Origin of the sequence: Staphylococcus haemolyticus (assembly GCF_006094395.1) — a bacterium.
Lineage (GTDB): Bacteria > Bacillota > Bacilli > Staphylococcales > Staphylococcaceae > Staphylococcus > Staphylococcus haemolyticus.
Genome location: NZ_CP035291.1, coordinates 575,302 through 598,678, shown reverse-complemented (window position 1 = coordinate 598,678; position 23,377 = coordinate 575,302). Strand labels below are relative to the sequence as shown.

General features: G+C 32.5%; 20 protein-coding genes and 1 pseudogene. 10 read left to right on the top strand and 11 right to left on the bottom strand.

The features are described from left to right. Window positions 1-47: 47 nt before the first annotated feature. From EQ029_RS02690 to EQ029_RS02675, 4 genes are all read right to left on the bottom strand, one after another. Window positions 48-779 carry an amino acid ABC transporter ATP-binding protein gene (locus tag EQ029_RS02690; protein WP_011274966.1) on the bottom strand — a complete coding sequence of 244 codons (732 nt, stop codon included), beginning with the start codon at window positions 777-779 and terminating at the stop codon, window positions 48-50. Next, window positions 776-1,495 carry an amino acid ABC transporter permease gene (locus EQ029_RS02685; RefSeq protein ID WP_029376620.1) on the bottom strand — a complete coding sequence of 240 codons (720 nt, stop codon included), beginning with the start codon at window positions 1,493-1,495 and terminating at the stop codon, window positions 776-778. Before EQ029_RS02685 ends, EQ029_RS02690 begins: the two co-directional genes overlap by 4 nt. After that, window positions 1,476-2,276, bottom strand: coding sequence for a transporter substrate-binding domain-containing protein (locus EQ029_RS02680; protein WP_011274964.1), 801 nt, complete (start codon window positions 2,274-2,276; stop codon window positions 1,476-1,478). The genes EQ029_RS02685 and EQ029_RS02680 overlap by 20 nt, the downstream gene beginning before the upstream one ends. Before the next feature lie 252 nt (window positions 2,277-2,528). Beyond that, complete coding sequence (locus EQ029_RS02675; RefSeq protein ID WP_033079722.1) at window positions 2,529-3,980, bottom strand: MDR family MFS transporter; 1,452 nt, start codon at window positions 3,978-3,980, stop codon at window positions 2,529-2,531. A gap of 167 nt (window positions 3,981-4,147) precedes the next feature. On the opposite strand from EQ029_RS02675, the gene EQ029_RS02670 reads away from it, so the two are divergent. Next, entirely contained in the window at window positions 4,148-4,261 is a 114-nt protein-coding gene (locus EQ029_RS02670; protein WP_011274962.1) for a putative metal homeostasis protein, read from the top strand. Window positions 4,262-4,471: 210 nt separating this feature from the next. Here EQ029_RS02670 and EQ029_RS02665 read toward each other — a convergent pair whose 3' ends face one another. Beyond that, a complete protein-coding gene (locus tag EQ029_RS02665) occupies window positions 4,472-5,158 on the bottom strand; it encodes a 2,3-diphosphoglycerate-dependent phosphoglycerate mutase (RefSeq protein ID WP_011274961.1) in 687 nt (228 codons plus the stop codon). Between the two features lie 430 nt (window positions 5,159-5,588). On the opposite strand from EQ029_RS02665, the gene EQ029_RS02660 reads away from it, so the two are divergent. After that, window positions 5,589-6,167 (top strand): aggregation-promoting factor C-terminal-like domain-containing protein, encoded by a 579-nt coding sequence (locus tag EQ029_RS02660; protein ID WP_011274960.1) that lies wholly within the window; start codon window positions 5,589-5,591, stop codon window positions 6,165-6,167. Window positions 6,168-6,790: 623 nt separating this feature from the next. Here EQ029_RS02660 and EQ029_RS02655 read toward each other — a convergent pair. The 3 genes and pseudogenes from EQ029_RS02655 to EQ029_RS02645 all read right to left on the bottom strand — a co-directional run bounded on the left by EQ029_RS02655 (window position 6,791) and on the right by EQ029_RS02645 (window position 9,756). Beyond that, window positions 6,791-7,657 carry a cation diffusion facilitator family transporter gene (locus EQ029_RS02655; protein ID WP_011274959.1) on the bottom strand — a complete coding sequence of 289 codons (867 nt, stop codon included), beginning with the start codon at window positions 7,655-7,657 and terminating at the stop codon, window positions 6,791-6,793. 216 nt (window positions 7,658-7,873) lie between these two features. After that, window positions 7,874-8,253 (bottom strand): annotated as a pseudogene (locus EQ029_RS02650) (GtrA family protein). Between the two features lie 30 nt (window positions 8,254-8,283). After that, window positions 8,284-9,756, bottom strand: a complete 1,473-nt coding sequence (locus EQ029_RS02645; RefSeq protein WP_011274957.1) for a hypothetical protein — start codon at window positions 9,754-9,756, stop codon at window positions 8,284-8,286. Window positions 9,757-9,902: 146 nt separating this feature from the next. Here EQ029_RS02645 and EQ029_RS02640 point away from each other — a divergent pair, with 146 nt between their 5' ends. From EQ029_RS02640 to EQ029_RS02620, 5 genes are all read left to right on the top strand, one after another. After that, on the top strand, window positions 9,903-11,048 hold the full coding sequence (locus EQ029_RS02640; RefSeq protein ID WP_103262002.1) for a glycerate kinase: 1,146 nt from the start codon (window positions 9,903-9,905) through the stop codon (window positions 11,046-11,048). 17 nt (window positions 11,049-11,065) lie between these two features. Beyond that, on the top strand, window positions 11,066-11,866 hold the full coding sequence (locus EQ029_RS02635; protein WP_016930751.1) for a hypothetical protein: 801 nt from the start codon (window positions 11,066-11,068) through the stop codon (window positions 11,864-11,866). Between the two features lie 160 nt (window positions 11,867-12,026). Next, window positions 12,027-13,226 carry a putative multidrug effflux MFS transporter TcaB gene (tcaB, locus tag EQ029_RS02630; protein ID WP_011274954.1) on the top strand — a complete coding sequence of 400 codons (1,200 nt, stop codon included), beginning with the start codon at window positions 12,027-12,029 and terminating at the stop codon, window positions 13,224-13,226. Window positions 13,227-13,500: 274 nt separating this feature from the next. After that, entirely contained in the window at window positions 13,501-14,169 is a 669-nt protein-coding gene (scdA, locus tag EQ029_RS02625) for an iron-sulfur cluster repair di-iron protein ScdA (RefSeq protein ID WP_011274953.1), read from the top strand. A gap of 20 nt (window positions 14,170-14,189) precedes the next feature. Next, the gene (locus tag EQ029_RS02620) at window positions 14,190-14,945 is read left to right on the top strand and encodes a class I SAM-dependent methyltransferase (RefSeq protein ID WP_029376621.1); all 756 of its coding nucleotides are present in this window, start codon (window positions 14,190-14,192) and stop codon (window positions 14,943-14,945) included. A gap of 111 nt (window positions 14,946-15,056) precedes the next feature. On the opposite strand, the gene EQ029_RS02615 is transcribed toward EQ029_RS02620, so the two are convergent. Further along, window positions 15,057-15,539 (bottom strand): GyrI-like domain-containing protein, encoded by a 483-nt coding sequence (locus EQ029_RS02615; RefSeq protein ID WP_011274951.1) that lies wholly within the window; start codon window positions 15,537-15,539, stop codon window positions 15,057-15,059. Window positions 15,540-15,679: 140 nt separating this feature from the next. Here EQ029_RS02615 and EQ029_RS02610 point away from each other — a divergent pair, with 140 nt between their 5' ends. Then, window positions 15,680-16,303, top strand: coding sequence for a C39 family peptidase (locus tag EQ029_RS02610; protein ID WP_011274950.1), 624 nt, complete (start codon window positions 15,680-15,682; stop codon window positions 16,301-16,303). A 57-nt stretch (window positions 16,304-16,360) separates the two neighbouring features. Here the strand turns inward: EQ029_RS02610 and EQ029_RS02605 are convergent, their stop codons facing one another. Further along, a complete protein-coding gene (locus tag EQ029_RS02605) occupies window positions 16,361-17,179 on the bottom strand; it encodes a metallophosphoesterase (RefSeq protein ID WP_037570669.1) in 819 nt (272 codons plus the stop codon). A gap of 311 nt (window positions 17,180-17,490) precedes the next feature. Between EQ029_RS02605 and EQ029_RS02600 the strand changes: the two genes are divergently transcribed. Then, window positions 17,491-18,891: an amino acid permease gene (locus tag EQ029_RS02600; RefSeq protein WP_011274948.1), complete on the top strand. Its 1,401-nt coding sequence runs from the start codon at window positions 17,491-17,493 to the stop codon at window positions 18,889-18,891. 341 nt (window positions 18,892-19,232) lie between these two features. Then, window positions 19,233-21,440, top strand: a complete 2,208-nt coding sequence (locus tag EQ029_RS02595) for a cation:proton antiporter domain-containing protein (protein ID WP_103262001.1) — start codon at window positions 19,233-19,235, stop codon at window positions 21,438-21,440. Between the two features lie 60 nt (window positions 21,441-21,500). On the opposite strand, the gene EQ029_RS02590 is transcribed toward EQ029_RS02595, so the two are convergent. Then, entirely contained in the window at window positions 21,501-23,327 is a 1,827-nt protein-coding gene (locus tag EQ029_RS02590) for an APC family permease (RefSeq protein WP_011274946.1), read from the bottom strand. Window positions 23,328-23,377: the final 50 nt, after the last annotated feature.

Sequence of the window (23,377 nt, the reverse complement as noted above, 5' to 3'; positions counted from 1 at the left end):
CTTTTCTAGGTTCAACTTTATGAACTTTAGAAAAGTGTTTTTTATTATTAATCTTCATTAATTACATTTAAGAAACGACGTAATTCTTCTGTCTTAGGATGTTCGAATACTTCGTCTGGTGTACCTTGTTCACCGATACGTCCTTCATGTATAAAGACGATTTTATTTGAGACTTGGCGTGCAAATCGCATTTCATGCGTGACAATTACCATTGTCATACCTTCATCAGCTAATTCTTTAATTACTCTTAATACGTCATTAACTAATTCTGGATCTAATGCAGAAGTAGGTTCATCAAACAACATAACTTGCGGATTCATAGCTAACGCTCTAGCGATCGCTACACGTTGTTGTTGACCACCCGAAAGTGCATGAGGTCGTTGATCTTTAACACTTGTCAAACCAACTTTTTCAAGTAATCCCATAGCTCTTTCTTTCGCATCTGCTTTACTCATTTTCTTAACAGTTACTAACCCTTCCATTACATTTTCCAATGCAGATTTATGAGGAAATAGATTATAACTTTGAAATACCATACCCGATTGCTTGCGTACGCTTATTTGAGACTTTTTATTATTTGCGGTGTAACTTTCACCATTAACACTTACATTACCTTCAGTCGGAATTTCTAAAGCATTAATCATACGTAGTAATGTCGTTTTACCTGAACCAGATCGTCCAATAAGTGTCACGACTTCCCCTTTATCTACATTTAATTCAATGCCTTTAATGACTTCTTTATCATTGAATGATTTATGGATACCACTTAATTCAATCATGAGTTATACCCTCTTTCAATATATGATTCATAGAAGCTTTGGATAACTGAGATAATGAAGCAAATTACCCAATACATTACTGCTACAAGAATATAAATAGTGAAATATTCATATGTTGTAGACGCTACCTCTTGAGCTTTACGGAACATTTCTGCAACCAAGATGAAGCCAAGTAATGATGTATCTTTAATTAAACTTAAGAATGTATTACCTAAAGCTGGTATTGAAACACGAATCGCTTGAGGTAAAATAATTCTTTGAATCGTTTGTCTATAGTTCATTCCTATAGAATAAGCCGCTTCTGTTTGACCTTTAGGTATAGAAATAATACCACCACGGATAATTTCTGAAGCATACGCACCAACATTAAGTGATAAACCGATGATAGCTGAAATAACTGATGATAATGTCCATTGTTCATCAGCATTACCAGTTACTAGTCGTCCTAATTCAGGAATACCATAAAAGATTATGAATAACTGTACGATCATCGGTGTACCACGAATAATTGAAACGTAAACTCTTGCGATACCTTTTAAAACTTTACTCGTTGAAATACGCATTAACGCTGTAAATAAAGCAATAATCAAACCTAAGATAAATGTAACTATTGTTATTGGAATAGAATATTTTAATAAACCTTCCAACATTGGTCCAAATGCTTGCCCTGCCGCATCTAATGCATGTTGTTGTTGACTATTTAGGCTCAGAAACATTTTCACCGAACCATTTCTTACCAATTTCCGCTAATTTACCATTTTCTTTTAATGTTTTAAGTCCATCATTGAAATCAGATACAACTTTATCATCAACATCTTTGTTAAATGTGAATGCTGATTTACTTTGTTCTGCATTTCCTTTGATTGCTTTAATTTTAGCGTTTGGTTTTTGTTTTTTATAATCTAAGTAAGATAAGCTATCGTTAAATGTACCATCAACACGATTAGATAATAATAAGTCCATCGCTTGGTTAAAGCCATCAACTTTAGTAATATCTGCACCTTTGTCTTTAGCTAATTGACCATAGTTTGACGTGAATGTTTGAGCCATTTTTTTACCTTTAACGTCATTGAATGATTTAATGTTCTTTTCATTTTCACGTACTACTAAAACTGCGCTTGAATAAGTGTAAGGTGTAGAGAATTTATATTTTTTCTCTCTATCTTTGTTTACACCAACTTGGTTAGCAATAACGTCAAAACGTTTCGCATCTAAACCAGCAAACATTGAATCCCATGATGTTTCATTAAATTTAAGTTTGTAACCTTTTTCTTTTGCAACTGCTTTGATTACGTCAATATCGTAACCAGTTAATTTGTCTTGTTTATTGTGGAACGTGAATGGTGCATATGTACCTTCAGTACCCACTTTCAGTGTTTTACTATCGCTGTTACTACTACTTGATTTAGAATCACTATTTTTATCAGATGATCCTCCATTACCACAAGCAGCTAACACAAAGATAAGTGCTAAAGCAACAAATAAAAGTCTTTTCATCTACCTTGTCCTCCATATTCCTATTAGATTAGTCAGAATAAATTAATTCTAATCTCATGGGTAGGAATAGTCAACATTATTTTACATTTGCTTAAGTGTTCAGAATGTTTGGATATTAATAATATAAAAAAGAGACCTAGACATAGAACATTTTTGTTAGAGGGAGTCCTCTATGGTATCCCTTCTTTGAAAAAATGCTTAAACATTTCCAGCGTTCGTCTTGATCTCTTATTTTAACTATATAAAGTTAATTTAATCATTTTGTAATTTAGCTTCTGCCTTAACCTTTTTCTTACTTTTAATTAAAAATGTAAGCAATAAACTGATGAATGTAATAATAACGGCAAATAAAAACCCTGAATGATAACCATGAAGCATAGCATCGATTTGTATTTGTCCTGCCATTTCTTTTTTATCCATACCTTGATAATCACTCATCGTCGGTTGGAAATTCTTACTTGCTGTACTTAATATTGTAATTAAACCTGCTGTTCCAATTGAACCAGCAATTTGCTGAATGGTATTTGTCATTGATGAACCATGAGCATTAAGCTCTGGTGTTAGCTGATTCATTGTATGCGTCATTATTGGCATCAAGCCCATTGCAATTCCAATCATACGAATAGCATAAACAGTAGCTAACATTACAGTAGATGTATGTTCGTCCATGACTACAAAGTAAGAAGTCGTTATAAGAACAATAGACATACCAATTATAGCTAACACTTTAGCACCAAATGTTTCGTATAACCAACCTGAAATAACAGACATGATAGCCATAACAATTGCACCAGGTAGTAAGATAAGTCCTGAATCTATAGGTGTTCTGCCTAATAGATTTTGTACAAACATAGGCAATACTGTTTCAGAACCAATCATGGAAATCATTGTTGCAGCCATAATCGCTAACCCAACCGCAAACTCTTTATTCTTAAACACTTTGAAACTTAGTAGTGGCGTGTCAAGTCTCTCTTGACGCCAGATAAATAGTCCAACTAATAGTATGCCGCCTATAATCGTTATTAATACTAGTGGATCATCCCATCCATCACTTGAAATAGAACTGACACCGTATAATAATCCACCAAATCCTAAAATTGATAATATTATAGAAAAAATATCAATTGGTGTTTTAACAGTTGTTCCGACGTTTTTAATAATTTTTAAAGCTATAAGAAATGTAATTGCTGCAATTGGTGCAACGACATGGAAAAGTGATCTCCAGTCAAAGAATTCAACTAAATAACCAGATAATGTAGGTCCAATTGCTGGAGCAAGACCTATAACTAATCCAAACATTCCCATATATTTACCGCGCTCATGCGGTTGAAAGACATCTAGAATGGTTGTCATCATCAGTGGCATCATTATACCTGAGCCTAAAGCTTGTATAATACGTGCGATTAAAAGAATTGTGAAGTTTGGACTAAAACCGCCTAACATCGTCCCAATAAAGAATATCAGAATCCCAGTTAAGAACACTTGTCTTGTTGAATATCGCTGTATAATAAATGCAGATAATGGAATGACTACACCATTAGTTAGTAAGAATGCAGTTGTTAGCCATTGTACTTGTGAATATTCAATATTAAAATCTTTCATTATTCTTGGCAATGCTGTAGTAAGTAGCGTTTCATTCAACAACCCGAAAAAGCCACCTAACAACATCGTAAATATCATTGCTAATTTTTGTCTATGTGACATATTATTCCCCTCTTATCTACCTAAGCTTTCAATAGATACATTTGCCTATTATACATATATATTTTTAAATTTCATATAAATTGTTTATGTTATTTTGTAAATCGTAATAATTACTATTTACTTTTACCTTACTTTCCTTTATGCTTTTTAAAAAGGAGGAATCAAATATGAAACAAGATTTACAGACAGCACGTCGAAATTTGAATAGTCCTAATATCAAAACTCGAAAACGTGCATTAAAAATAATTAAACAACATAAACGCAACCGTAAATCAGCTTAATGTTATCTATTTCTTCCATAAATAACTCCTAAAAAGAAGAAGGCTGGGACTAAATAAAATGTCTCAGCCTTCTTTTATCATATTGGCAGTAGTTGATTAATTTGAAAATGCGCTTAAATCATGCTTTTTTCAAACCTAGTCATCCTTGCCGGGATGGGACCACGAATTTATTTTAATTTCTGTCCCGCTCCCACTCCTTTAATTTAATAATTATAAATAATAATGATCAATGACATTTAAATTGTCATCTAATTCATAAATAAGTGGTGCACCAGTTTTAATTTCATAGCCAATGATATCTTCATCAGATACATTATCTAAATATTTAATTAATGCGCGGATTGAATTACCGTGTGCAGCTACTAGAACTGTTTCTCCATCTAATAGATGTTGAGAAATCTTATCTGTCCATATAGGTACCACACGTTCTAACGTTGTTTTTAAACTTTCAGAATAAGGCATCATACGATGATCTAAATGTCTATAACGACGATCTTTTAAATATGATTCACGTTGTTCTTCAGTTTGTGCTGGTGGCTTAACGTCATATGAACGTCGCCATTGATGCACTTGTTCTTCACCAAATTCTTTTCGTGCTTCATCTTTATTAAGACCTTGTAATTTACCATAATGACGCTCATTTAAACGCCAACTTTTATGCACTGGAATCCACTCTTGATCTGATTCAGCTAATAAAAATTGAGTTGTCTCTAATGCTCTCGTTAACAATGAAGTAAACGCCACATCAATTTCAATGCCATTTTCTTTTAGTTTACGTCCAGAAGTAATTGCTTCATTTCGTCCTTGTTCAGATAGTTGAACATCTTCCCATCCTGTAAATAAATTTTTAGCATTCCATTCACTTTGACCATGACGACATAATATTAATTTTGGCATATTAAAACACCTTCCTATATGTTAGTTTTGATTATATGGTTTCATTTAAAATGCCTTAAAACCAAGCACTAACTCGAAATTTACTTCCCTATGCTTTGCAACAAGTAACCTTCTCTTTTTCTATTACATTTATTATAAAACTATTTCGTTAAATTTCATAATATCTTAAATTTACGCTATTTTTGGCATAAATGACGTAAATTTGTCATGTTCGTTATCTTCAGTTCATTTTTGATACTATCTTTTGATATTGTAGTAACCTATGTCATTAAATGAGGTGTTATAGTGAATCTACCGTAATCAACAGCAAGACATATTGGGATGCATAATCTATAAGGATATTAAAAGATAAGTAATTATGACTTTACTTAATTTAATAGCAATTTTAGATTACTTACAAAAAACCAATTTCTAAAGGAGATTATTTATTATGAAAAAATCAATTTTTGCATTAATGACAATGGTATCTTTAGGTGCCGCAGGATTAGAATCAGGTCAAGCACATGCTAGTGAAATGACACATGGTCAACAAAATCAATCTTGTCAATATAATCAACATACGCAATTACAACACAATCAACCATCTCATCAGAGTCAACATACTAATGTAGCATCTGCTTCAACTACACAAGCTAATACAACTAATGTTACTACTAATACATCATCTAGTAATACCGAATGTACAGCCGATAATAGCTCATCTAGTAACACTTCTAGCGATGACAGTTCATCTAATGAAAGCTCATCTAGTGAAAGTACATCTTCAGTATACAAACAATTTATCGCAGCTGGCGGAACAGAAGAATTATGGGAGAAAATTGTCTTACCTGAATCAGGTGGAGACCCTAATGCGTCTAATGGACAATATCATGGTTTAGGACAGACAAATCAATCTTGGGGCTATGGCTCTGTCGAAACGCAAACAAAAGGCATGATTTCATATGCTAAAGAACGTTATGGTTCAATTGAAGTTGCAATTAGTTTCCGTGAATCTAACGGTTGGTGGTAAAATTTAACAGAGCTTAAGTTCTGAGGCAGAACGCTTAGAATTTATGTTTAAATAACTCGAAAAGCGTCCGGGACATAAATTTTCTGGATAAGTATAACAGACAATTTCTATTGAAATAATATAGGAATTGTCTTTTTTATTTTAATGTAGAATTCCATATGAATTCAAAGTATTTTGGTGCGACTCTTGGCGTTTTAATTATTGAACACAAGTGCTGTTGCACTTGTATAAGGCGTTCTAAGATAGAATACAAAACATAGTTGCGAAGACTCCTAGGGTAGAGCAGTGCCAGTCGAAGACTACAGGCTGAGACGGCATCCCAGGAACGCGAAGTAGCTTATGTGAGTAATCATCTATCTAAGAACGCCTTTAGAGGACTACAGGCACGAGCCTTTCCTGCAAGAAAGTGTCGCAACTATAATGAGTAAAAATTCATCTAAGAATTTCTTTACAACCCAGTCCCCTAGGCAATTGAGCCAATAATACGAAGTATTATAAATAAAGAAGCTAGTAAATGAAGTTTTTAAGAGTCATTTACTGGCTTCTTTATTCGTAATCACTATTTTCAGAAAAAAATCATTAAAATTAACAATGCTTTTGTTCAGAATCTATTCATCTTACTTTTACAAAGTATCCGGTTCTGGATGTACATATACTGATGATATACCTTTACTATGCAAGTGATTCTCCACTCGATCACAAATATCATGTGCTTGTTGAAGAGACAAATGTGCATCAACAACAATCGTAACATCTAAAAATATGCTACTTCCATGGTAGCGTCCCTTAAGATTGTTCACATCTTTGACGTCATCCACTTCCAATACAACATTACGATATTCTTCAAGATCCTGTTCATTGAATCCATCGCTAAGTGCAAAAATTGACTCTCTAAAAATACCAAACCCTGTATAAATAATTAAAAATCCTAGAATCGTTGCTAAAATGACATCGACAATAGGTAAACCAAATTGAGTAAATACTAGACCAATTGCCGTACCCATACTAACTAATCCATCTGATAAGTTATCTTTTGCTGCGGACTTTAACGAACTACTTTTCGTTTTCTGAGCTAATCTCTGATTTATTGCAAACACACCTATCATAATTAACCCACTTATTAAACTCACAAATATTGTGACTACATTTGGTGTATTGTGCTCATTTGTAAATATTCTAGGTGCATTTTCAATCACAACTTGAATACCCACGAACATGATAATAAATGAAACCAACAACGTTGATATATTTTCAGATTTCAAATGACCATAAGGATGATTTTTATCTGCTGGTTTTATTGAAATTTTCAACCCAACAATAACAGCTATAGATACAATAATATCTGTCATATTATTCAAAGCATCTGCTCTAACAGCTGCTGAATCAAAAACAAATCCAGTAATATATTTAGAAACAGATAAAATAATGTATACTACTAAACTTAAATAAGCCCCTCTTTGTGCCAATTTAAGATTTTCACTTTGAGACATTTTGTTAACCACCTTAAATGCTTTAATATCAATAGTATGTACTATCAAAATATGAATGACAACGTTTTTTGATTTCTATAAAATCCGTATAATTAATCTAATTAAATTTTTAGCAAAACCTAAATTTCACTTTAGCTAAAGCTATAAAATTGTCACTCTTTAAAGTCATTTGAAGTTTCGTATTATAAAAATAAATCGCCTAAAGTTGAACGTCATTTAATCCTTTAAAATCCACTTTGAAACAATAAATGTAATTGGAATAGTAATAATTAAACCTGCAAATGGTGCGATTTCAGATGGAAATTGAAACCACTTAACAAATACATATAATAATAATGTTTGCATACCCATATTTATAACTTGAGTTAATGGAAAACTTAAAAATTTCTTAAGTGTTGGTCTTACTTTATAAACGAAATAACAATTTAAATAGTAAGAAATTACAAAACTTACTAAGAAACCAGCAATATGACTAATCATATAATTCACGTGAAATAATTTTAATAATAATAAATACACAATATAATAATTAAGGGTGTTAATCCCCCCACAATTATAAATTTTATAATCTCAAAGTGGGTTTGATTCAATTTCATCGTTCTTCTCCTTTGTCGTCATTCTCTTTTTTAATTTTCAAACGGCAATATTTTAAATGGATATTTTTCTGAAATATGATGAAACTCTTTGAAACTCGTTAAATCCGCTTCATCTGCAGGTGTGATTTCAAATAGATAAGTTTCATAAGGTAAATGTGATAATGTGATGTGACGTTTATTGCTATCAATTTGTGATTGTACATCCTCTAGTCGTTGTTCACTACGCATATGTACATCAGTGAAAATAAGTATATTTATAATCGCAAAGATAAGTATACAACTTTTTAAAAGATTATAATGGTTCAACGTCAAAATGCCTAATTCTGAAATTAAACTAATAAGTACAATAATACAAAGTAAATATGCTAAATAAAATTGTCGAACTGAAACTTCAGTAATTAAAATAACTGGTAACACGCTAATTGGAATAGAAACAAGTGACATAAAAACCAACAATCGATTATATGGTAATTGAATGACTAACTTACACGAAATAGCAATACTAACTATCATTATAAGACACAATAGAGTATTAATGACTTCAAACGTAAATGTCTCTGACAATTGTTTCAAATTAAAAGGTTCATATATAAAGATTTTATATATAGGCAAAATACAAATACCTGTTTGTAAAATGATTCGCTTTATTGTAGGTAAAGTTAAGAACGCGCTACTTTTTAATAGCAATATCATTAGAATAATCACTATTAAGGATAAAATAATAATATTATTAAAAAAGAGATATCTTGGAATATCTTTTAGAAGTGATATTTCAAACTTATGGTTTAACCCAAGCATGTCTAAGTGTCCTCTTAATGCCTCAACACTTGAAAAGATATAAATATATTTATCATTTAATAGCATTATCATCGCGCCACATAATGAAAGCAACCAACCAAGTACCAAACTATAGTGAAGCTTATGATTACGTATAGCATAATAAATCATGCCAACCAGTATTATTGTGGCATTATAAAAAGCTAATGGTTCAGCAAACCACTGTCCCAATATACATATTAACCAAAATATAAAAACCTCAATACGACTAAATTCATCTTTATTAAGTAATACTCTTATTATAAAACTTAAGATATATAAAGAAAAACATGTGCCAAAAACATATGTATAAAAAAATTCAAAATTACCATAGCTTTGTGCAAACAAAGAATTGGGTATAATAAATAATAAAACAGTGCTTAATATTAAATAGTTGGTGTCACCAAACTGATTCAATAATCTTAATAAAAGTACTAAGATAAAGATTGATATAAACGCAAATGATAATGTACGAAGTAATATAGAATGGACACTTGCAAATTCTAATAAATTGCTAATGTATCTTCCATTAAAATTATTAAAAGCATTACTAACCACTTGCATACCGTGGTCACTACCCCAAAACCAATCTGTACTATGTAAAGGGATAATGTAGCCTAAATAGCCATAATATAGGATCAATCCAATCATCCAGATGTAAAATTCATGATGTTTAAGTCTATACATGTCGAACTCCTTTATGTCTTAAGGTTAATTAAATTTGCACTCGTGTTGGCTCAACTAATTATATTATATTCTTTTTTTATTAATTATACATTCAAACATTATTTTATACTAATTTTAAATATATAAACTATTGGAGGTCTATTAAGATGAATCTTAGAAAAATAGTCATTGCCACTGATTCATTTAAAGAGAGCATGTCTGCTAAAGAAGCTAGTTTAGCAATACAAGATGGTTTCAAGAAAATATTTCATGAAGATATTCACTATGACATTATCCCAATGGCAGATGGTGGTGAAGGCACAACAGATGCTCTAAAGGAAGCGCATAACGCTAAGACGTACACCATTCCAGTACATGACCCATTGCATAGAAACATTGAAGCTTCATATGCACGTTCTCAAGATAATCAAGTAGCTATCATTGAAATGGCTGCATCATCAGGACTAGATTTATTGACAGATGAAGAACGTAATCCACTTATTACATCTACTTATGGTGTTGGAGAAATAATATTAGATGCGCTTGATCATCATGTTACTAAAATCATTTTAGGCATTGGAGGAAGTGCTACCAATGATGGCGGTAGTGGCATGTTATGTGCATTAGGCGCTCAATTTCTTGATTCTAAAAATCAACCTTTAAAACTCGGTGGCGGCTACTTATCTGAGCTAGCAAAAATTGACATTTCAAACTTAGATCAAAGACTTAAGCACGTCACATTTGAAGTTGCTTGTGATGTGACAAACCCGTTATTAGGTGCTAATGGCGCAACTGAAATCTATGGTCCTCAAAAAGGTGCTGACGCTAAGATGATACCAAAGTTGGATTCCGCACTTACAACCTATCATGATATGATAGAACGAGAACTAAATGTAAGTGTCAAAGATATCCCAAGTGCTGGTGCTGCCGGAGGATTAGGTGCAGGTATCCTCGCATTCTTCAATGCGTCACTTTCTAACGGCATTGATATTGTATTAAAAGAAACTGACTTTTCGAGAAGAGTGCAGGATGCAGATCTTGTCGTAACAGGTGAAGGAAAGATGGATGCTCAAACAGTCTTTGGTAAAACACCTATCGGAGTAGCTAAAGCAGCAAAAGAACATCACGCTCCTGTTATAGCTATTTGTGGTAGTCTTGGCGAAGGATACCAAGATGTTTATAAGCATGGCATTGACAGTGCATTTAGTTTAATTGAGCAACCAGAATCATTGCCTTCATTATTAAATAACGCTAAACGAAACATGACACATACTGCTGAAAATATTGCAAGACTATTAAAACTAACTATTTAAAATATGAGGTGACTATCATGAAACGAACAGACAAATATAAAGATTCTTACAAATATGATGAACAATATCGCAAACGTAACAGACAAAGCGCAGATGGACTTTCGCGTCATGAGCGACGCGAAAGTCAAGAAGCATACAATCGTAGCAATTCACGTTATCGTGATGATGATCCGAGATATCGTAATGACGACCGTAGATATCAGGATGATTATGATTATCGTGAGGATTATCGCCGACGTAATGATGAATACGATGAAGATGGTAATAGATACTATAACGATCGTGACTTTAGACGCGAGCAACAGTTAGAAGAAGAGAACGAAAAAAATAAGAAATCTAAAAAATGGCTAATTGCTATTATTGCAATACTGTTGATTATCGTAGCGGTATTTGCCACAAGAGCAATACTTAATAACAATAGTAGTGATAACCAACAAACGAATAATGCTTCTAATGACAACAATGTTTCTAAAGATTATAAAAATGAAGTTCAAAACCAAAGTGATAATATCAAACAACAAGTAGAAGATGCTAAAAATGACATTAAGGATAAAGTCGATACTGACTCAAGAATTAAACAAATTCAAGAGGATGTTAATAACTTAAAAAATAGCGAACAAACTGGTGAAGATTCTAAGTTAACTAAATTTTATCAAGAACAAGTAAATAAATTAAAAGAAGCTAATAATGCTCAACAAAATAACGAAAGCCAAAGTAAAGTTAATGATTTACTCAACGATGTAAATACAAAATTCGATGAAATTAAAGAGAAATTAAATAGTATACTTGGAAATTCAAGTGATACAAATTCACAATAATTGGCCTGTTTGAGAAAGCATATATTCAAAACTTTTCGAACGTTAATCAACCTATATTAGGCGACACAATGAATTCTGTGTCGCTTTTTTTATTTTGTAAATTACAAATATACAAAAAACCTTTATAATGTAGTTTGCAAACTTTTTAAGGAGAAACATTATGCAACCTTCAACTCATACAAAATTACCCCTATTACTTCTAATAGTATTAGGGGTAATGACTGCATTTGGACCTATGATTATTGATATGTATTTACCCGCATTACCTGAAGCACAACATCAATTTAGGTCATCAACATCTGAAATACAACTTACATTATCATTTGCAATGATAGGTTTAGCACTTGGACAATTCCTATTTGGCCCATTATCTGATGCATTTGGTCGTAAAAGAATGGGTCTTATCATATTATGTATATTTTTCTTAGCCACACTTAGTGGCGTATTCGCTAGTAACCTAATTTTATTTTTATGTATTCGTTTTATCCAAGGGTTTACAGCCGGTGGTATTATCGTTATAGCCAAAGCTTTCGCTGGAGATAGATACGAGGGCGATTTATTAGCAAAATTTCTAGCATCACTAATGGTCGTGAATGGTATTGTTACTATCATCATGCCATTACTCGGTGGACTATCATTAACACTTGGATCATCGAGAATTGTATTCATTATCCTAACATTTATAAGTCTATTTGTACTATTAGGCGTCGCTACAATGATGCCAAAGACACATAAATCGGAACACAAATCACTTAACTTTAAAGACATTTTATTAGATTTCGGTAGTCTAATGAAAAAACCACGATTCATTATTCCGATGTTGCTACAGGGGTTAACGTATGTAATGTTATTTAGCTTTTCATCCGCTTCTCCATTTATTACGCAAAAAATTTATAATATGACACCTCAACAATTCAGTATCATGGTCGCTGTTAATGGTGTCGGTTTAATTATCGTGAGTCAGATCGTCGCACTTCTTGTAGCTTATATTAATCGTTTCAAACTTATGATTTATTTAACCTTAATACAAGTTGTAGGTGTCATTTTAATTGTGATTACACTTGCAGTTCATGGTCCCTTATGGATTTTACTTATCGCATTTTTCTTAAATGTATGTCCTGTTACGTCTATTGGGCCACTTGGTTTTTCAATGGCAATGGAAGAACGTACTGGTGGTAGTGGTAATGCGTCTAGTTTATTAGGACTATTCCAATTTATACTTGGTGGTATTATCTCTCCTATTGTAGGACTCAAAGGACAATATGACGCAACCCCATATATTTTCGTTATTATGATTACAGCAGTCATTTTAATAACACTACAAGTTATTTATTTTAGAAATCATCGTAAACCAGCATAATAAATCTTTTATTCAATATGACTAGAAGATTAAGACAAAGGATTAAAAGACTACATAAAATCATGCAGTAGTCGACTAAACTGAGAAGATGCTCATATCGAGCTTTTCTCAGTTTTTTTGCATTTCATTTTAAAATAAGTGAATTAATCTTAAATCAAAGTTACTCGTTCACAATATTTTAATAACTTTCCAACAAATAGGTGACAGCTATATTTTTTCTAATTGATAATCATTATTAACGATTATAATGAAAGTAAATAAAGGAGGAGTTTTAATGATTACAAATGAATCTATCGTTGCAGAAATTGTTACTGATATCCCACTAAGTGCTGATATTTTCAGAAAATATGGCATCGACTTTTGTTGTGGTGGCAATATATCTATAAATGAGGCAGTTAAAAATAAAAAAGTTGATGCAGAAACTTTAATAGATGAAATTAATGAACTTCCAAACCATGATCAAGGAAACATTAATGTGAAATATCTAGATGCGCCGTCATTAATTCAATATATACAATCTCGCTATCACGAAACAATGCGTGAAGAATTTAAGAATCTATCCCCTTATGTTACAAAAGTGGCTAAAGTTCATGGACCAAACCATCCATTTCTAATTCAGTTACAAGATTTATATCGCCAATATCGAGATGGTATGCTTGAGCATATGGCTCAAGAAGATGAACATGATTTCCCAGCGTTAATTAAACTTTCTCGTGGTGAACAAGTAGATCATTCATCTGATATCATTCAAAGCTTAGTTGACGACCACACTCAAACAGGACAATTACTTGAAGATATGCGTGAATTAACTAGCCAATATCAACCTCCTAGTGAAGCTTGCCAAACTTGGAGATTAGTATATCATCGTCTAATGAATTTAGAACGTGAAACTCATGAACATGTACATTTAGAAAATCACGTACTCTTTAACAAATTCAGTTAGAACAGGAAGTGTTGACTATGGTGACTAAAATAGCCGGCCATACATTTTTAGCACAATTAGGAAAGAAACGCTTACGTCCAGGGGGTGTGTTAGCAACAAATTGGCTTATAAATAAAGGACACTTCTCCAGCGATAAACGTGTTTTAGAAGTAGCTTGTAATATGTGTACAACGTCTATTGAATTAGCTCAAAAATATAATTGCCACATTGAGGGCGTAGACTTAAATAAAACCGCTTTAGAAAAAGGTAAACAAAATGTTTCGAAACGCAATTTAGATAAGCTTATTCATTTAACGCAAGCCAATGCTATGAAATTACCTTTTGAAGATCAGAGCTTTGATATTATTTTAAATGAAGCGATGCTAACCATGTTGCCTTATCAGATTAAGGAAAAAGTGCTAAATGAATATTATCGAGTATTAAAACCGAATGGCATTATACTTACACATGATATTGCAATTATTAATAGACAAGAGGCGCCAACGGTCATTGATGAATTAAGTAACGCCATCAATATGAAAGTTACACCTTTATCACCTGAAGATTGGTATCAACTCTATCAAGAAGCTGGTTTTTCAAATATTGAGTCTAAAGTAGGTCCACTATCTTTAATGACTCCAATAGGTATGATTCGAGATGAAGGCCTCCTTGGTACGTTAAAAATTATAAAAAACGCTCTAAAACCAACTAATCGCAAAATGTTTATCAAAATGTTTAAAACAATGCGTAAACATAAAAAGAATATGAATTATATCGTTCATGCAGTTAAAAAATAAATTGTGAAAGTATAACAAGAACTGAGAAACGCTTAAAAAGAGCGCCTTCTCAGTTCTTTTAATTACTGTATTTTATAGTTTTAAAATATCTACTTTATATCAATCTCTTGTCTAATCTTCTATAGGAATCCAAATTTCTGTAATATAATCACTACTTTGGGTATTTCCTGGTAAGTAATGTTCAAACATAGGTGCTCTAATCGTCTTAAATTTAGCTTGAGGTAATAACTCTTGATAGATTTTAGGCGTTATCGATTTAATTGCTTCGGGAACTTTTCCTTTCGCATCTATAACAACATACTTATGAGCTGACAATTCGAGTGTATTAAAGTGCGAATCATTATTATTCGAATTATCACAAGGTACACCAATGAAATATTCGAAATGATTATCTTCTTTCTGTAAAATGACGCCTAACAATCCTGATAATGTTTGATTACTAAGTTCTATTAAATCATCTACAACCCCATCATTATTTACTTTTTGCCAAAATGATGGTATATCTTTTTGCATCTCATCGCCACTCTCATACTTTCTTAAGACACCGATGAGTCGAACATGATTTAACTGTTCCAATTTATATTGTATTGCCATTCAAATGTCCCCTTTTTCATTTATTCTATATCAATAAAGTCAAAATCCATATTAATATACGAGATGACCACTAAGGTATATAATAAATTTACTTAAATTAAGTGATGTAAACTATAAAAGCGTCTTTGAGGAGAATAAAGATGAAAAGAACGATATTATCAATCAAACCAATTAGCCAATTATTTCCAATTCCAATGGTCATGGGCTGTGAAGGTGTTTCAGCAGCAATGTTACTTCAATATAATGATTATAATATAAAAGCAACAGAAATTATGAAACATTGGCCCAAACATCCTAATAATCCCTATAAAGGTTATGTAGGTCATCACTTACTCGTCAAGTTGGGTCATCACCAAACCATCTTTCCGAATGCTTATGTTCCGTACTTACAAACGATTGATTCACGAATTGTTGATGGCACAGGTACTGAGCTAACGTCTTTAGAGGCCGTTATTGATTCAGGCCAACCGGTCATCATGTATCATACGAGTTTAGGGCGTAAACCATTCCGGAAACATTTCACATTTGATGATCGTAAAAAAGAACTCGTTTCTAACATTCATGTTACGCTATTAATTGGATATGATGATAAATATTACTATTATATAGATCCCTTATGGAGTCACTTATTTAAATTTGTTATCTTTCCTGCGATAGTCCCTAATCGCTTTCAAGTTATTAAAATTGCAAAGTCCAAATTAGAGCGTAGCTTTAATGCCCCTGGTCGTACATGTATATATCTTAAAGTAAACACCAATGATTAGTAGTAACTGCTAGTGAGATTGAGATAATTTAAAACACTTCCCAATCTCACATATATATTATTCATCACTAATATCAAATGATACTAAAGCGTTATTGATTTCTTGATTAATATCACTCGTTCTCCATTGTCGTTGATACCCTAAGCAGGGACAAATATATGTGATGCCATTTTCATTAATCATCTTTCGAAAATGCACATGCCCCATAATGCTATAACGGATGGAATAGGTTGAATAAAATTCATCAAAGTCCTTAGTACCTATATAAGCATTAAAGAAGTCAAAAATGCGATGCGGCATAGGTACTATAAATTTAGGATGCGTGACAATGTGAGTCATTAAGATAATATGTTTATCTTTAACCTGATCTAAGTCTTCTTGTATTTGTTTAGCCGCCTCTTTAGATAACACTCTATCATCAATATCCCAATCAATTTTCACTTTATCTTGCCATGTGGCACCGTAATATTTCCCTCTTTTAATTCGATCCAAATCAAATTTGTCATCAGCATAGCTATAGTCATACCATGCAGTATGTCCTACTATTGCCCAATGGTCATTAACGACATACGGTTTGCCAATTAGACAGTCTGGCTTGCTAGCATAAAATTCATAAATTTGCTTTGAACTGAGTGATGCTTCTGAAGTCCAATAGTCATGATTACCAGGGACGAATAAGATTGGTATACGACATTTTTCTTTTAAGTCTTGAATAAATTGGTAACTTTGCAGATAATCATTAGACATATCTCCTGCAATTAATAATAATTCAATATTTCTTTGTTCCACAATATATACGAGTGCATCAAGATATGCTTGTGGTTCCAGTTTAGGATGTCGATCAATATGTAAATCTGAAATTGTACCTATCTTCATTAATGTCTTCCCTCTTACTTGTTTTGAATTGAAATCATTATGTCATAGTTATTATTAATAATAAATAAATCTGTTTATTAAATTTTCAGAAATTTGTTTATATTTTATACAATAAAGAGTATAATAAAATTACCTTTTAGCAAAGTTACATAATTTGTGAACAATTAATATCAAAATCGCTTTTTATCTAAAATTTAACAACTATTGAATAAACGCTATACTTTGTTAAAAGAAAAATTTTTACATAAAAAAGAAAGCGTTTACAACTAAAAAATTAAAAATCGCATCATTGCTTTCTAAGGAGGAAGTATATGGCTAGACAGTTGGAAAGAGAACTAAACAACAGGCATATTCAATTAATTGCGATTGGGGGCGCAATTGGTACAGGATTATTCCTAGGTTCAGGACAAACAATAGCTTTAACAGGACCTTCCCTTTTACTAACTTACATGATTATTGGTATGGTCATGTTTGCATTCATGCGAGCACTTGGAGAATTGTTATTAAGTAATACACGCTTTAATTCATTTGTAGATATCGCGAACGAATACATAGGTCCCTTTGCCGGATTTGTCATTGGGTGGACATATTGGCTCGCTTGGATTGCTTCAAGTATGTCAGATTTAACAGCAATGGGACAATATTTTAGTTTTTGGTTCCCACAAGTTCCACATTGGATTACCGTCTTGTTCATAGTATTAATGTTAATCTCTTTTAACATGTTAGGTGCAAGATTATTCGGTGAATTGGAATTTTGGTTCTCAATTATCAAAATTGTTACTATTATTGCGATGATCATCGTTGGACTTGTCATGATATTCTTCTCATTTAAAACATCTTATGGTCATGCATCGTTTAGTAACTTAACTAATCACGGCGGTATCTTCCCTAATGGACCATTTGGATTCTTAATGGCATTCCAAATTGCCGTTTATTCATTTATTGGTATTGAACTTATCGGGGTAACTGCTGGTGAGACGAAGGACCCTAGAAATGTAATTCCTAAAGCAATTAATAACGTGCCTATACGTATCTTATTATTTTACGTAGGTGGTTTATTAGTCATCATGTCGGTTATTCCTTGGAATAAAATAGACTCAAATAGTAGTCCATTCGTAACGATGTTTAGTTTAATCGGCTTACCATTCGCTGCCGGACTAGTAAACTTTGTAGTATTAACTGCCGCTGCATCAGCAACAAACAGTGGTATTTATTCTAATAGTCGTATTTTATTCGGACTTGCTAAACAAGGTTTAGGACCTAAAGTTTTAAGCAAAACTAATGGTAGCAGTGTTCCATACTTATCTATGTTAGTTTCATCTGGTACCTTATTGGCAGCAGCATTGCTTAATTTTATTTTCCCAGATGCCATTAAATTATTTATTTATGTTACAACACTATCAACTGTTCTATTTTTAGTAGTATGGGCAATGATTATCATTTCTTATATTGTTTTCGTTAAAAAGAATCCAGAAGAACACCATAAGAATAAATTTAAACTCTTTGGTGGACTTAAGACAGCATATGTCGTACTCGCATTTTTCGCGTTTGTGTTTGTACTACTATTCTTTAGCGAAGATACAAGAGCGGCCATTTTCATTTCACCAATTTGGTTTATCTTCTTGTTCATCTTTTATAGAAAATACAAGTCTAATGCAGAAGACTTAGCGGAACGAACTCGTAGTCAAGGACGTAATTCAATTAATTATTAATCATCAGATTAATTAATTGATAAACGAAATTTTCAATTTATAAAAACAAATAAAACTGAGAAGACGCTTATATCAAGCTTTTCTCAGTTTTTATATTTGTATGATCTTAATTCTGTTCTCACTATCATATAACTTTATTCAACTACTCCCACTTTTAGACATCTCAAGCAACTCTATATTGATAACCACTTTAATTCATATATCTGTTTATAGACACTTAAATATGGTAAATAGACAAAATAATAATCATAAAACAATTTATTAAATAGGTTACCATTTTTTGGTAGCTTATCACTTCACATGGTAAACTATTAGTATTCATTTTTATAAAGGAGTTATTCATGGAGCTATTAGAAGCATTTTTATTATTTATATTCGCAGTTATTATCAGTTCTATTATTTATAATAGGTTCCCTAAAATTCCTACTGCTTTTATTCAAATCGCATTGGGTGTCTGCTTATTTGTGCTACCTATTCCAATGCACTTTGAATTTGAATCGGAAGTCTTTATGATGGCGGTTATCGCCCCACTTTTATTTGTGGAAGGTACGCATATTTCTCGAACAAAGTTACTTGAGTACCGTAAACCCATAGTACTTATGGCAATGGCACTCGTCTTTGCTACTGTTATTGGTGTTGGTTTCTTTATTCATTGGATTTGGGCGGATTTACCAATGCCAGCTGCCTTTGCAATTGCTGCAATTCTTTGCCCTACTGATGCAGTCGCAGTTTCCGCAATTACTAAAGGTAAGATATTACCTAAAGGGTCAATGTCAATTCTTGAAGGTGAATCATTACTTAATGACGCCGCAGGTATCATTTCATTTAAAATTGCAGTTACTGCACTTGTAACTGGTAGTTTTTCAGCATTTGATGCAATTGGCCAATTTATTATTTCAACTATTTTAGGTGTGTTAATTGGTATCATTGTTAGCGCACTAGTCGTAACTTTAAGAGTTTATTTAACTGCCAATAAAGGCATGAAAGATAGTAATACGTTAACATTCATTCAATTACTTACTCCTTTCGCCGTTTATTTTATTGGCGAAGAGCTTCACGCATCAGGAATTATAGCCGTAGTTGTCGCTGGTTTAATCCATGGTTTAGAACGCGACCGTTTAATTCGTGCCCAAACGGAATTACAAATGAACTATAACCAAATATGGAATACGCTAAGTTATGCGTTAAATGGCTTTGTATTTGTTGTATTAGGATATATCGTTCCCGAAGTAGTTATGGAAATTATTCATGACGAACCACAAAACATTGTATTTTTAATTACAACCGCGCTATTAATTGCGCTAGCGATTTATGTATTTAGATTTGTTTGGGTGTACTTATTATTTAAAGATTTTTATTATCCAAACAACGTTCAATCTTATTTAGATGATGAAGAAGATGCTGGACCACCGAAGCGTAATCACTATGCCTTTATTATGACAATGTGTGGGATACACGGTACCATTTCCTTATCAATGGCACTAACACTTCCATATATGATGGATGGTAACCAAGAGTTTATATATCGTAATGATCTGTTATTCATCGCTTCATTTATGGTATTAACTAGCTTAATTCTCGCTCAAGTTGTTCTACCGTTTATCACACCATCTGAAAAGATCTCAGAATTTAAAGGTATGTCCTATCAATCAGCTAAAATATTCATGGTTCAACAAGTACTCGATGCATTTAAAAAGAAAAACTCTGAAGAAAAAAGTATGGATTATCGACCAATATTAAATCAATATTTTAATGAGTTATCATTCTTAATCAATATGGAACCGGACAATAAAAATACGAAAGAATTACGTCGCCTTCAAGAAATAGCTGAAGAAGAAGAAACAAGAACACTAGAGCGATTAATCGAAAAAGAAAGAATTACTAAGAAGGATTTAACAGACTATCGCAATATTACGGAATTCAGTCAATCTTATCGTGAAATGTCTATTATAAGAAAAATAAGTCGTTTCTTTAAATTAATCGGCTTACGATTTAAAGCTCGTAAAGAATCACGAAAAGAGACACATCGCATCCATAAAGAAAACCGAGGATTATTAAAAGAAGAACATCATGCTACACCAGAACAAAATAAAATGGATATTAAAGCTAAGCGTGAAGAATATAAAGCTGAACGTCAAAAAGTAAAAGACGAGAAAAAGGCACAAAGAGAAGAATGTGCAAATAGCTTTAACAAAGTGCAACAATTAATGCGTGTTGTTAATCACAATATTATTATGAAAATGCGTCAAGAACAAAATAGTTCAAATGTCTTAGAAGTGAGTTTAATTATTAACCAATATCACAACTTATCTCGTACGATTCGTCACAATAAGAATAGAAAGCAACAAAAAAATCAAAACAAAGAAGTATATGAACTTACTACACAGCAACAACAAGATGTAAAATTGGAAGCATTATACATCCAACGTACCATTTTAGATGAATTAATTTCACGAAATAAAGTAACTAATGAAGTTGCAACCCAATTACGAGAAAACATCAATTACAATGAAATCGTTCTAGCACATGAAGTAAGCAACGCTCACTAAAAATCAATTAAAGCCCATAGATAATGTAACCTTGCATTATCTATGGGCTTTTCTATAAGTTTATTTGTGTAATTTAAATGGTACAGTTGCTAAAATAACATTCTTTTGATAGAATAAGTGCATTTTTAATCTAATACTCGTTTGATTGTGTAAGAAGTTATGCCATGATTTTTTTGTAATAAACTGAGGCACAACAACTGTAATGACATAATTTTTATCATTCGCTTTTTTATTGATCTTATCAATAAATCTTGAAATTGGTCTAATGACACTACGATATTCAGAATGTAAGATGACTAAACGCACATCCGGATAATGACGTTGCCATTTTTCAGCAAAGCATTTATCCGCTTCATCTCCAAATGAAACATGAACTGCTATGACATCATCAGCAATCATTTGAGCATAATATACTGATTTATCAATGGCTGACGTAATGGTACTTACAGGAACAATTGCTAAATTTTTATCAACAATTGGCATATCTTGTACCATTGCAGTCGATTTCAACTGTTTAGCAATATCTTTATAATGACCTTTGATACGTAGGAATACAATCACAATTAAAGGTAAAAATATCAATATTGGCCATACATGGCTAAATTTAGTGATCAAGAAAATCATAAATACGATAAATGTAATTGTTCCACCTATCGCGTTGGCAATTAATTTGCGAGACCACCCTTTTTCTCTGCCTCTAATCCATTTAAGTACCATGCCATATTGTGCTAATGTGAATGGAATAAATACACCTACAGCATAGAGTGGAATCAAGTTCTCAGTTTTACCATCAAAAATGATAATAAGCAAGATAGCCCCAACACCTAAAGTGATGATAGAGTTCGAATAACCTAAGCGATCTCCTCGAACACTAAACATACGCGGCATATATTTATCTTTCGCCATGCTAGCGGCAAGCATTGGAAATGCTGTAAAACCTGTATTCGCTGCTAAAACTAAAATCATTACTGTTGTAGCCTGAACAAAATAATAACCAGCATTGTGTCCTAGAATGTTCATTGCTAATTGAGACAATACGGTCGTCTCAGTCTCAGGCATTACGCCGTACCAATAGGCTAAACCTACAATGCCTACTAATAGAAATGCAAGGATGCCACCCATTGTAACTAATGTTTTAACAGCATTCTTAGGACCAGGATCTTTAAAATTTGTTACCGCATTAGATATAGCTTCTACGCCTGTTAAAGATGATGCCCCAGATGAGAATGCTTTTAATAGTAAGAATAGCGTAACACCAGGCACAGCTGTTCCCACTGTTGCGTGCATATGTGGTTCAGCTTGGCCAGTTGCAACTTTCCATACACCTACAACAATCATAATAATTAACCCGATAATGAATAAATAGACTGGATAAGACAATACTGTAGCAGATTCTGTCAATCCACGTAAATTCATTATTAAAATAAATAGTACTAGTAAACATGCAATTAATACTTTGTGATGATACAGTGACGGAAATGCAGCTACAAACGCATCTGCACCAGAAGCGATACTTACCGCTACAGTTAAAATATAATCAACAAGTAATGAACCACCAGCTACTAGTCCCCATTTTTCTCCTAAGTTAGTCTTAGAAACCATATAAGCACCGCCGCCCTTAGGATAGGCATAAATGACTTGGCGGTATGATAAGATTAAAGCTGCTAATAGTACTAATACTGCACATGCAATTGGTAACGTGTACCATGACGCTATAGCACCAACGACTGCGAGTGTAATCAAAATTTGCTCCGGACCATAGGCTACTGATGACAATGCATCCGAAGAAAGTATTGCTAAAGCCTTGAAATTACTGATTCTTTCATTTTTTAAATCACGATTTCTTTTAGGTTTACCAATTAAAAGTCTTTTAAATTGAGTGAACATAATACTCTTTACCTCTTTATATTCAAATTCAATGGATAAAATATACTCCC